Annotated in this window: 10 protein-coding genes; 3 read left to right on the top strand and 7 right to left on the bottom strand. The window is 35.8% G+C overall.

Annotation, left to right across the window (positions count from 1 at the left end):
* Positions 1 to 78: 78 nt before the first annotated feature.
* From RCJ96_RS10225 to RCJ96_RS10250, 6 genes are all read right to left on the bottom strand, one after another.
* A complete protein-coding gene (locus RCJ96_RS10225; protein ID WP_416504265.1) occupies positions 79 to 1032 on the bottom strand; it encodes a TRM11 family SAM-dependent methyltransferase in 954 nt (317 codons plus the stop codon).
* A gap of 132 nt (positions 1033 to 1164) precedes the next feature.
* Complete coding sequence (locus tag RCJ96_RS10230; RefSeq protein WP_074607472.1) at positions 1165 to 2754, bottom strand: N-acetylmuramoyl-L-alanine amidase; 1590 nt, start codon at positions 2752 to 2754, stop codon at positions 1165 to 1167.
* 240 nt (positions 2755 to 2994) lie between these two features.
* Complete coding sequence (locus RCJ96_RS10235) at positions 2995 to 4044, bottom strand: M42 family metallopeptidase (protein ID WP_000930097.1); 1050 nt, start codon at positions 4042 to 4044, stop codon at positions 2995 to 2997.
* Between the two features lie 148 nt (positions 4045 to 4192).
* Complete coding sequence (locus tag RCJ96_RS10240; RefSeq protein ID WP_001277353.1) at positions 4193 to 4519, bottom strand: nucleoside triphosphate pyrophosphohydrolase; 327 nt, start codon at positions 4517 to 4519, stop codon at positions 4193 to 4195.
* A 17-nt stretch (positions 4520 to 4536) separates the two neighbouring features.
* Positions 4537 to 4857, bottom strand: coding sequence for a hypothetical protein (locus RCJ96_RS10245; protein WP_000720155.1), 321 nt, complete (start codon positions 4855 to 4857; stop codon positions 4537 to 4539).
* Between the two features lie 101 nt (positions 4858 to 4958).
* The gene (locus RCJ96_RS10250) at positions 4959 to 5747 is read right to left on the bottom strand and encodes an enoyl-CoA hydratase (RefSeq protein ID WP_000454170.1); all 789 of its coding nucleotides are present in this window, start codon (positions 5745 to 5747) and stop codon (positions 4959 to 4961) included.
* A 312-nt stretch (positions 5748 to 6059) separates the two neighbouring features.
* Between RCJ96_RS10250 and RCJ96_RS10255 the strand changes: the two genes are divergently transcribed.
* From RCJ96_RS10255 to patB1, 3 genes are all read left to right on the top strand, one after another.
* A complete protein-coding gene (locus RCJ96_RS10255) occupies positions 6060 to 7454 on the top strand; it encodes an O-antigen ligase family protein (protein ID WP_242304052.1) in 1395 nt (464 codons plus the stop codon).
* 249 nt (positions 7455 to 7703) lie between these two features.
* On the top strand, positions 7704 to 9119 hold the full coding sequence (locus RCJ96_RS10260) for an MBOAT family O-acyltransferase (protein ID WP_000232137.1): 1416 nt from the start codon (positions 7704 to 7706) through the stop codon (positions 9117 to 9119).
* A 24-nt stretch (positions 9120 to 9143) separates the two neighbouring features.
* Positions 9144 to 10334, top strand: a complete 1191-nt coding sequence (gene patB1 / locus RCJ96_RS10265) for a secondary cell wall polysaccharide O-acetyltransferase PatB1 (protein ID WP_416504266.1) — start codon at positions 9144 to 9146, stop codon at positions 10332 to 10334.
* A gap of 92 nt (positions 10335 to 10426) precedes the next feature.
* Here patB1 and RCJ96_RS10270 read toward each other — a convergent pair whose 3' ends face one another.
* A complete protein-coding gene (locus tag RCJ96_RS10270) occupies positions 10427 to 13015 on the bottom strand; it encodes an S-layer homology domain-containing protein (protein ID WP_074607467.1) in 2589 nt (862 codons plus the stop codon).
* Positions 13016 to 13169: the final 154 nt, after the last annotated feature.

A 13169-nucleotide genomic window follows, 5' to 3' on the forward strand; every position in this document is an offset into this window, starting at 1 on the left:
TCCCTCCTCCATTCCACCAACCAATCACACATCAAACCACCATAAAAAAAGGTCACCCAAACGGGTGACCTTTCTTCCTTATTCACAAACAAGAATTTGTCTAGAAAATGTTCCTTTTTTTGTAGTGCAGTGATCTGTAATTTCAAATCCTGCTTCATGAATCATATCGTCCATTGTTTCCATTGTAACAACGACTACCTTTTTAGCAATGCGGCGCGCGCTTGAAAGAATGGAGAGCTGATTTTCTGGTGTTGCGTGCGTAAATAAGTCATATGGCATGTCGATAATTGCGACGTCGTAATTATCCGTAATCTCCTCGATTGGGCCTTTCGTTATCTTCCCATCGAATCCGAAGTGTGCAATATTTTCTCTCGCTCCAATCGCAACGAGCGGGCTTATATCTCTACCAACGATGTTAATTCCCATCGAAAGAGCTTCTACTACAACCGTTCCAATGCCACAGCACGGATCAATCGCTCTTACTCCCTCTGGATTTGGCACCGCAATATTTGCAACGGATCTTGCAACGCGTGTGCTAAGAGATGTCGAATAGCTACGTGGTTTTTTTATATGATGGTACCAAACTGGCTTACTCTCTACATAATGTCCAAAATACCAACGTCCGCCTAATGGAACAATACCAAAAGTACGCTCTGGATTGCGCACATCTGCTTCCGCATCAATACAATCTCCAATACGTCGTTCAATGATGCGTCTTTCCGCATACTCTATTTTATTTTCTCCCTCAAGATCATTGATTTTCACGAAGATAACTTTAAACGTCATTTCTCCTAATTCAATTTCCTTTACTTGTTCCAAAATACTTTCTAAGTCGTCTCCTTCATACATAACCTCAACGCGCTCTTTCATAAAAGGACTTCTACTCGGGTCAATTTTGACATCACTTTTCAAAATATTAACGTGGGACTCCATTCCAAAGAACGAGCGCATTTCCAAGTAACATAAAGCACGCTCCTCCTCACGAAATGCATACGTATATATACATGCAGGTGTTTTCCTATGATTATTCAATCTATGATCATCCTCTATATCGTTATAATTACAATACTTTCTTATATAAAATTAAATGATATCACATGCCTGAAATAAAGAGAAACGTTAATAAATAAAAGAGACTGCCTATTGGCAATCTCTTTTAATGTATTAACGGAAAGAAGATACGTTATTACCCTTTGCTTCGTAATAGTCTAAAATACCTTGATAAATTGCTTCTGCTGCACTTTGTTTCTGTGCTGATGTAGCGAGTTTATTTGCATCATTCTTATTATCTACAAATGCTAATTCTGCTAATACAGCTGGCATTGTATTATATTTTATTACGTACCAATTATCCTTTTTCACACCACGGTCATATGTCCCAAGTGCTGCTACAAGGCGTTTTTGAATTTTTTCTGCTAATAAGCGACTGTCTTCCGTATGTGGATTCGTTGATCTTGTCGGTGCTGCTGCATAATAGAATGTTTCTGTACCGTGTCCATTTTTTTCATCCGAACCGTTACCGTGAATACTTACGAAAATATCACCCTTATTTTCATTAGCAAATTCTACTCTTTTTCTTAAAGAATCACTAGAATCTACTCCTGGGCGTGTATCGTTCGTACGTGTTAACTTAACAGTAAATGGTGTCTTTTTCTCAAATAGTTTTTGTAATCGTAAAGATGTATCTAATACGATTTGACTTTCTTTCTCGTAATAACCAACATTACCCGAGTCAATTCCACCGTGACCTGGATCAATAATAATTGCTTTACCTTCTAAGAAGTTCTCTTGTTTTACTGGGTTTAATTGATTTTTATCAACCCATTGGAAACCAGCGCCTACGCGGATACGAATCCAACTTCCACTCTCTTCCATAACCGTTACTGTTTGTGCATTATATGTACCTAGCACTTTAGAACTATGTGAAGCTGTTTCATAAGTAGTAAATCCTTCATTAATCGTTTCTGTTTTTTCTGTTAGAGGTGTCCACTTCTCACCTTTACTTGTTACAATTTTTAACCAGCCGTCTGCTCTTTGTTCTTTCACTACAACCATTTGTGGCTTATGCTGAACATCAGTAATACCAGATGATAATGATGGTTGATGATATGTAATAAAGTTTCTGTTCATATACATTCTTTTTGATGTATCTGTTTTATTTTGATCAGCCATCGCAATAAACTGAGCTGCTTCTGCACGAGTTACAGTTCCTTCAGGCTCCCAGCCATTTCCCGTACCTTTAGAAATCTCTAAAGCTACTAAAATATTAGCTTGTTTCTTACCCCAATGAGGTTCCAAATCTTTAAACTGTGTTGGAAGTTCTCCAATAATTTTCTTATCTAATGAGTATGCTTGTACTAACATAGATGCCATAGATGCACGGTTAATTTGGCTTGATGGATTAAATTTACCAGTACCATCTCCATTAATTACACCTGCTTTTTCCACTGCAGCAATGTACGGAGCTGCCCAATGGTTTTGTGCATCTTTAAAAGATGGCTTTGCTTTTGGATCAATTGGTAAACCAAGAACGACTGCTAAAATCTTTGCAGCTGACCCTCTATCTACTGCTTCAGATGGAGAAAACGTTCCATCTGGCTTTCCATCAAGCGCCTTTTTTCCTACTAAATAATCAACTGATTGTTGCGCCCATGTAGGAACATCCGAAAACTTCTTCGTTGCTGCGAAACTACTTACTGGAGACGATAATAAACTTGCGGCTAAAATACCTGCCGCGACTGCACGATACTTCATAAAAAATAATACTCCTCTCGACAATCATCTTTTAATAACGCGTAATCTTAATATATAAATTTCAGCAAATCCAAACAAAAAAAATTAGTGCGCCTCTATTATTTTATAATACTCGAATTATGTAGTAAACCTACTTTCTTAATATTGTAAAATAAATTACAATTAATTTACTCTTTGTTAAATAAAGTCGATTTCTCTGCACACAAAAAATAGGCTACTAGAGGTAGCCTATTTCTTTTCTTATTCTGCAATCATCTCTGATAATACATATGCATAAACAAGTGCTTCTGTATGAGCAATCGAACTTTCATGTGTACGCTCAAATGCATGAGAAGAATCAATACCTGCTCCAATTAATGCATGCTTCACATCAAATCCAGCGCGAATTGCAGCTGATGCATCCGATCCATAGTACGGATAAATATCTACTTTATATTCAATATTGTTCGTTTTCGCAAGCTCTACTAAATGTTTACGTAGTGCATAATGATACGGACCACTAGAGTCTTTTGCACAAATAGATACTGTATACTCGTCAGATGCTTGTCCATCACCTAGCGCTCCCATATCAACCGCTAAATATTCAACCGTTTCTTCTGGAATGTTAGAGTTACCACCGTATCCAATCTCTTCATTGTTAGAAATTAAGAAATGAGTTGTATATGGTAATGTTACGTTTTCATCTTGTAATCGCTTAATTAATTTTAATAGAATCGCAACACTTACTTTGTCATCTAAATGACGTGATTTTATGTATCCACTCTCTGTAATTTGAACGCGCGGATCAAATGAAACGAAGTCTCCTACTTCAATTCCTAATTCACGTACTTCATCAGCTGAAAATACGCGCTCATCAATGCGAACCTCAATATTTTTCTCATCGCGTTTCGCCTCACCTGCATCTTTATATACATGTACAGACGTTTGATGCATTAAAATCGTTCCTGTATACGTCTTACCACTTGATGTTTCAATTTCACAATATTCCCCTTCTACAGAGTTCCAGCGAAATCCGCCAATCATAGAAAGACTCAGACGACCATCTGGCTTAATTTCTTTTACCATCGCACCTAACGTATCAACGTGTGCTGTTAATAAACGGTGCTGTGCATCATTTTTCCCTTTTACCGTTAAAATAAGAGCGCCTTTATTGTTACGCTTCGTTTCTACATTCCACTCACTTACATAGTTTTCAATAAAACGAATGATTTTCTCTGTATTTCCAGACGGACTTGGAATAGAGACAAGCTCCTTAATCAATTCCATCGTTTCTTTCGTATGATGTGCCATTGTTATTTCCTCCTCATTTTCCCTATTATTTAGTATACCGAATTTACTATAAATCCTCTACTCATATAGCTTAATTTTCTAAATTATAGTAAAATTCACTTTAACAAAAAACATAGCGTTATTCATGAACACTATGTTTTCTATAAATCTATTCTTCTGAAACATCCAACAAGTAAATACCTCTTTCAAACCCACCGCGCTCTATTTCTTTTTGCTTACGAAGACGTTCTACATCTTCAATTGTTGCACCTTCTGCACGCGCTAATGAGATGATTACTTCCAGTGCATCCGCAAGAGAATCAAGCGCATGTTCGCGCTCTTTCATAGAAGCAAATTCACGAATTTCTTCTGTTCCAATTTTTGCTAAAGCTTGTATGTATGCTTGTCCTGTTAATTTTTGTGCCGTATATGTTTTTCCAGACATTAAAATCTTCTCTGGAACACGATCTCTTACTAACTTGTTATATGCTGACATCATTCATCCTCCTATGTTTAATAGCAGCCGAGCTCTGCCTTATAAAATAACCACTCTTTTTTCACACAAGCACTTAACATATCAATTCCTGATCCGTGTGCCCTTACTGCCGGAAAGAAATAATGCTCTGGTTCTTCTTTCTTATCGCCATATAAGGTTTGGTACTCATCAGGAATCGCCTCTTTTTTCACATCCCGTTCTTTCTCCACTTCACCTGAGAAAGCAACAATTGGATGCCCTTCAAAGAATAGTGCAGTTCGTACCGCAAGAGATGGTGTACTATGCAAAGCATAATATGTAAGTAAAATAATAACGATAACACCAATAATTTTCTTCATATATTACTCCTAAAAAAAGTGCTAACACAATTATACTAAAATGTGTTAGCACTTTCTCCCCTTTACCTTAAATTAACCGTTAGTAAAACTATTACTACACTTTATTCTCCTTTAAATGCTGGCAAACGTTTTTCTAAAAATGCAGCAATGCCTTCTTTATGATCCGCTGTTTGTCTCATCGCATATTGACCGCGTTTTTCAAGCTGCAATGTTTGTTCTAAATTGGAGCGATTTACTTCACATAAAATTTGCTTCGTTTGAATCATCGCTTTGATTGGCTTTTGTGACCATTCACTAATTTTTTGCTTCACAGCCGTTTGGAAATCTTCGCCAATTACTTCATCAATTAAGCCGATATCAAGCGCTTCGCTCGCTGATAATTTCTTTCCTTCCCAAATAATTTGCTTCGTCATATTTTCACCAACGCGCTTTTGAAGGAAGAAATGGCCGCCGCCATCGGGAATTAAAGCGATTCCAATAAAGTTCATCGCAATAATGGATGATATATCTGCCATCACATAGTCAGCTGTTAGCGCAATGCTTAATCCAAGGCCAGCAGTTGGTCCATGAATCGCACTAATAACGAGCTTTGGCATCGTATATAAAGTCACAACGACTTCAGAAATAGTATTCATAATACCATCAAACTTGCTTTCATCATTACTTGAAAGCATCGATTTAATATCTCCACCCGCAGAAAAACCACGGCCGTTCCCGCATAACACAACAATGTGTGCAGAACTCTCCGCTACTTCTTTCAGCTTTTGTAATAACTCTTTTAACGTTGGCTCATCTAATGCATTTAACACCTCTGGGCGATTGACCATAACCGTTGCAACGTGCCCTTCATATTTCACAATGACAGATTCTGTTTTACTTGTTACTTCCATTATATATACCCCTCTTTTCTACACAAAGATTATACTTATATAATTATAGAAAGGATGTGAAAAACCCTTCTTTTTTCTTAATTTTCTGTCTAATAATCTCGTAATTTGTATATCACCACCTTGCATAAAACATACAATTTCGTTGAAAAATATAGAAATTAAAGTCGGTTTATCCCGGCTCTTCATCTATTTACCATTACAATAAAATGGTGTATTCTTAAGTCTGATATAAAAATTAAATATAGAAATTCATTCCCCTTCCTATTATATAGAGGGGTGCTGAAATAAAGGAATGAAGAAATGGAGGAACATATGGTTACTAAGTTAAAACAGACGGATAACTACTTCCCGCATTTCCTACTGCTATTCATCGTGTTTCAACCAATTTTAGATTTATTAACGTCTTTTTCAATCTATATATTACACATGAGCGCAACAGTCGGAATCGTAGTCCGTTTCGCCTTTATGCTTCTTGCATTAGGTTATCTACTTCTTCATCATAAACAACAAGGCGCGAAAAAGTACATGCTCTATTTATGTTTACTCGGAATTGCACTGGCAATCGGTCTTGTAAATAATATGATGGTTAAATCTCCAGTTTCATTTGGAGAAGAAGTTAAATTTATTTTAAAGAGCATATATCCAATTGTGCTACTGTTTGGATATATTATCGTCTTTAAAGAGCTAAAAAATAAAGAATATGTGTTTCATAAAATCATTACATATTTCTTATATGCAACTTTAATTTTAAGCATCACAATGATTATCGCAATGCAAACTGGCACTGATTTCCCAAGCTATCCTCACTCAAAAATTGGCTCAAGAGGTTGGTTCTTTGCTGGAAATGATTTAAGTGCTCTCTTCGCGATTATGTTCCCAATCGTTGTCTTATATTCGATTTATAAAACAACTTCTTTCTCGAAAATATATTACTGGATTCCAACAATACTTGCGATGTATGCAAGTATTATGGTCGGAACAAAAGTTGGATATGGTGCAATTGTGCTAACATTAGGCGTAGCACTTTTCTTCTCGTTCATTGAATATATGATAAACCGTAAAAAAGAAAAAAAAGGATTCACATATCTTATAAACACCATCGTTGCAGCAGTTGTACTAGGAGGTTTAATTGTTCTTACACCGCATACTCCTATCGCAAAAAATATGGGAATCCACATGCAAATATACGAATACAAAAAATCAGTACAAGAAGAACAGGATAAAAAAGAAGGAAAAGTAATTAAAGAAAATCCAGAGGATGCAAAAAAACACGCAAAAGGTGAACTAACAGACTCTGAAGTGAAGAGTTTAATTTATAGTGATCGGGACAAATTCTTAAAAGTATACAAACAATACTATAAAGAAGCACCGCTCTCACAAAAACTTTTTGGAATGGGTTACGCTGGTAACTACACAGTTAAAATTAAATTAATTGAAATGGACTTCCATGACCTATTTTTCGCCTTTGGAATTATCGGTTTCCTTATTTACTTAATACCACTTCTATACTTCGGTATTAAACTATTCATCCGTATGATCACAAACTTTAAGAAAATTATAACTGTAAAATATATGCTATTATCTAGTACACTCATCCTATCACTTGGCATTGGCTTTATGTCTGGTCACGTATTAACAGCGCCATCTGTTAGCATTTTTTTCATCGTTATACTTGCCTACTTAATTGTTGATTTAGAAATAGAATAGAAAGAAGCAGCATCTATTTGGATGCTGCTTCTTTCTTATTTCAACCCTTTATCGCCTCCATATTCAACAAAAAAACACTTAATTGCCCGCTTTTTTTACGTATGAAATTAGAAACCGTTTATATGGAATAATTATTTTAATCGAATTATTAACATGCTAAAATATTAAAGGCACTATTATAAAAAAGAATATATAATAGATATGTCGTTTTTTTTACGAAATGTATTTCGAAAAAGTGAGGAGAGTCCTTTGGTATTTAGTAGTTCGATTTTCTTGTTTATCTTTTTACCTCTCGTATTATTTCTCTATTTTATAGTGCGTGCCGAGCTACGTAATTTCGTATTACTTGCATTTAGTTTAATTTTCTATGCATGGGGCGAACCACGTTTCGTTCTTTTAATGCTCTTTTCCATCGTATTAAACTACTGCTTCGGCCTACTCGTGCATCATTATGATAAACGAAAAAATATGAAAGTCACATTTTTAATTATGGCTGTAGTCGGAAATATACTATTACTTTCTTATTTTAAGTATATTTCATTTTTCACAGACATTTTAAACAACGCATTGCACTTATCTATTCATGTGGAACCTATTCCACTACCAATTGGAATTTCATTTTATACATTCCAAGCGATGTCCTATGTCATCGATATATACCGTAAAGATGGGGATGTTCAAAAAAATCCACTTAACTTAGCGCTATATATCTCTATTTTCCCTCAGCTTATTGCCGGACCAATTGTTCGTTACAATATTGTCGCTGAGCAAATTAAAACGCGCATCCATTCTTTTGAACGATTCACAGAAGGCATTCAAATTTTCGTTCTCGGACTAGCAAAAAAAATATTAATCGCTAACCAAGTTGGATTTGTCGCTGATAAAATCTTTGCCTTACCACCATCTGAAATGAGTGTTGGAACGGCATGGATTGGTATTATCGCCTATACCCTGCAAATTTATTTCGATTTCTCAGGATACTCTGATATGGCAATCGGACTTGGAAAAATGTTCGGATTTGATTTCCCGAAAAACTTCAACTATCCGTACATCTCTAAATCTATTTCAGAGTTTTGGAGAAGATGGCATATTACACTCGGCTCTTGGTTCCGCGATTACATATATATCCCGCTCGGCGGAAACCGCGTTTCAAAACTGGCGAATTATCGTAACCTTTTCATCGTATGGGGGTTAACTGGTTTATGGCACGGGGCGAGCTGGACATTTATCGCCTGGGGCTTATATTACGGCTTTATTATTTCAATTGAAAAAGCTGGATTCGAAAAAATATTAAACAAACTATGGAAGCCGCTGCAACATGCATACGTATTACTAATCGTTATGATCGGTTGGGTCTTCTTCCGAGCTGACAACTTCGCTTACTCTTTCCAATATTTAAAAGCGATGTTCGGCATAGGTGGCCAATCTTTCATCGATGACAATACGATGTTATACGTACATGAATACATTATCGTATTTCTCATTGCCTTTATCGCAGCGACACCAATTTTAAAACGAATGAAAAACATACTAGAACTTGCGCCAAAAACGTATATGTTCACAATGCAATTTGTACGTCCTATATTATTACTAACATTATTTATGATTTCGGTTATGTACTTGATTAACTCAACATATAATCCATTTATTTATTTCAGGTTTTAACTGATGTAGGAAGGAAACGTTATTATGAAAAAATTGGGGAACCTCATCCTGTTTATCGGTTTTCTCACCATTATCTTTTCATTTGGCATATTATCGTTACTCAAAACAGACCGAGACATTTCACCAGTTGAAAATCGGCCGCTCGCTCAAAAACCAGCACTTACGAAAGAAGCTCTCCTAACTGGTAGCTTCTTTAAAGATGTCGAAACATACACAAATGATCAACTAATCGGACGAGATGAGCTTATTAAAAACTATACAATTGCTCAAATTAATATGGGCAAATCTCTCATTAACGACATTATTTTAACTGATGATAAATGGCTCCTGAAAAACCCGGCGTGGACAAAAAAATATAATGAAATTGACCAATCCATGCCCGCTATAAACGATTTATCTCAGTTTTTAAAAGAACAAAACGTTGAGTTTTACATTGCTTTACCACCGTCAAAAACGAATGCATTATCATTTAAATTACCTTCTCATATTCATACATATGCACAGGAAAATTTAAATTACTTTCTAAAGAAGCTTCCAGCAGACGTAAAGCCAATAAAACTGATGGAACACTTTAAACAGAACTATACAAACGAAGAAATACAGGACATGTATTTCAAAACAGATCATCATTGGAATATGGACGGTGCCTTCTTAGGCTACCAATATATAATGAACACAATTGGGCAACAATCTTCTATATATAAAGGAAAAGAAATAAAAAAAGAAGATTATATTCGTACATGTGCGCAAAACAAACATTTAGTTGGAAGCTTCAACAACCAACTATACCAACTCATAGATGCAAATGGTGAAAAATTGTGCTATTACACACCGAAAGACGGTTTCAACTTCACAAGCGTAACCGCAAAAGATGTGCAAGGTACCGTTCACCAAAACTTAGATGAAATATACGGCGTAGAAAAACAAAAAGATACAACATCATACGCAGGTTATTACACAGATGACTATCCAGAAATCGTCATCGAAAATAACAACGCACAAAATGAAGTACGCGCCTTAGTCCTAAAAGACTCATTCGCAAACGCAATCGTGCCACACTTAGCACAAAGTTTCAAACACACATCTATCCTCGACCTACGTCACTATCACGAAAAAGATGTATATCAATACATTCAAGACAATAACATTAACATGGTATTGTTTATGTATAGTGATTCGAATTTGAGCGGGGATATGTTTAAATTTAAGAAATAGAAAGAAGGCTCTTGTAAAAATACAAGAGCCTTCCTTCTATTAAAAAATCAGTGGGAATTCATCCCACTGATTTTTCTTTATCTATAATCGACTTATAGATTTGGGTTATTAAGAACGTTCACGTGTACAGCTTGTGAACCAATTTCGCTTGTTAGAACATCTTTCTCACCTAATACTTTGAATACTAATGTACCTTTGTCAGTGTACTTAGTAGTTAAAGTATTGTAAATGTCTGGATTGAAGTTTGGAAGTACAGAATCACTTGTTTGAGACACTGTTACATGACCAAGCTCTTGATCGAATAAATCGAAGTGAGCATTACCATTTGTATCAAGGTAAAGTTTACCTTGGTTTTCACCAGACTTCACAACGCGTACTTTATGTTGTGTTTCTTTCGTTAAGTTAATACCTTTTACGATATCATCAAGGTTACTCTTCTCAAGCTCTAATACAGTACCGATGTTAATTTTCTTCTCAACGAAGTTTTCTGTTTGAACTGGTTTGAAGTTTACAGATTTAATAGCAATCTTCTCTTGAACGATTTCAATTGTCGCTTTACCAGCAGTTGCACCATTTTTCGTTAAGTGGATATCAACTTTACCTGGTTTTAAGCCTTTAACAACAACTTTATTTCCAACAATCTTAGCTTCAGCTACAGCTGGATTTTTAGATTCAACTACATAACCTTCTAAGTTTTCAGGATCAGAGTATACGCGATCTGAAGTGTACTTAGATAATTGATATGCAACTGTGTTAGAAACATTTAGGTCAAGTTTTGTATCAGGTGACGCACCGTATTGACCTACTTTAGATACAAGTTCAAAGTTTTTGAATGCAACGTTACCTTCTGTTACGTTCACATATAATGAACCTAAAGTTTCACCGTTAGCATTTTGGAAGTGAACAGTTCCTTCGCCCACGTCATTACCTGTAACACCAATTGTTTTTGTACCGATTGAACCAGAGTCAGTCGTTACTACATCTAATCCACCTTCTGCAACTACACCTGTTTTCGGAAGAACTTCTTTAATTGCAGTTGTGTTAGCACCAAATGGATCGCCATATTGGTCAGTTGTTACGAATGTAACAGGTAATGTTTTGTTTTGAACAACTTGTAATTTATCTGGGTTAGCTTTTACTGATACTAATTTACGAGAATCAGTTGTTACTTTAAATTTAACATCTTTTGTAACGTCGCCTACTTTAATAGTAAGTGTAGCTTCACCAGCAGCTTCAGCTGTAATGTAGTTGTTTACTACAGAGATAATACCGTGATTTGAAGATTTAATGCTAATTGAGTTTGGATCAACTACTTTATCTTCTCCAGCAATTGTAGCAACTACGTTATGGATTTGTGCTTTTTCACCAACAACTAATGTTTGGCTGTTTAGTTTGAAGTCTTTTCCAGTCAATTTATTACCGTATACTACACCGTTTTTATCTGCATCTACCGCAAATGCAGTACTCTTAATTGCAGAAGCTGGTGTATCAAGGTTTTTCACTGAAATAATACCAGTGTTAGAAACGGTTAAACCACCGCGTTTTGTAACTTGTACTTCTACTTTATAGTCACCGTGTGAAAGGCCAACACCAAGTTTACCTGTAGCAGAAGTTGCCTCTCCATTCTCAAAGATGTACGCTGGTGAACCATCTAAATTATTTGCTACAAATTTGACGTCATGGTCTGCTAAGTTTAAGTATTCAACATCAGCGTTACCTTTTTCGTCATTTAATTTGAAGGCAACTGCTTGACCAGCACGATCATCATCAAATGTAAGTTTTTCTACTTCTAATTTTTTCACTTCGTATACAAATTTCGTTACGAATGATTGATTTTTCACTTTTACAGTAAGGTTTTTATTTGGAGCAACTTTACCACCAAGTGTTACAGTTGCAGAAGTACCGTCAGCACTTGCTTCGATTGCAACAGCTTTGTCTCCTTCAAGAGTTACATCATCAGCAGAAAGTTTTTCTAAACCAGTACCTGTTAATGTTAATTTCGTTGGTTCTGAAACTTTCACATCCGTTACATACGCTTGTGCATTATCTTTTTTGCCATACTTTTTATCTGCTACTGCGATAAATTTAGCTGCTTCTGCACGAGATACAGATTTATCTGGCTCCCACTTATTTCCTCCTGTTCCTTCAGAAAGTCCAAGGTGGATTAGGATATTAGCTTTTTCTTCACCCCAATGATCTAATAAATCTTCAAATTTTGTAACTAACTCGCCGTTAACTTTATCTTTTAAGTTATAAGCACCTACGATCATAGAAGCGAAAGAAGCACGGTCAATCTTTTTATCTGGAGAGAAGTTTTCTTTTCCATCTCCTCTAACTACACCCGCTTTTTCAACCGCTGCAATGTATTTTGAAGCCCAGTGATTTTTAGCATCTTTGAAAGATGGTTGTGCACCCTCTTCAACTTTTAAGCCTAATGTAATTGCCATAATTTTTGCAGCAGAAGCACGATCAATATCTTCAGCTGGAGCGTATGTACCATCTGGCTTACCTTCGATTGCACCTTTATCTACTAAGTAATTGATAGAATCTAATCCCCAATGATCAGCTGGAACGTCTGGGAACGATTTACCTGCTGCTGCTACTGGAGAAACAACACCTGCTACCATTGCTGCTGTCATTGTACCTGCGATTACTTTTTTGTAAGAGTTAGTCTTTGCCATTTTATAAATTTCCTCCTTCAGGAATATGCTACTAGTTTCATATCATATTAAATTTGAAAACTAGCTAGATAAAAAAGCCATAAAACAATAAAAACATAAACAAAAACACTATTAATGAAAAGTAGTTCACATAAAAAATGATACAAACCGTTAG

It is taken from the genome of Bacillus sp. BSL6, assembly GCF_052928345.1.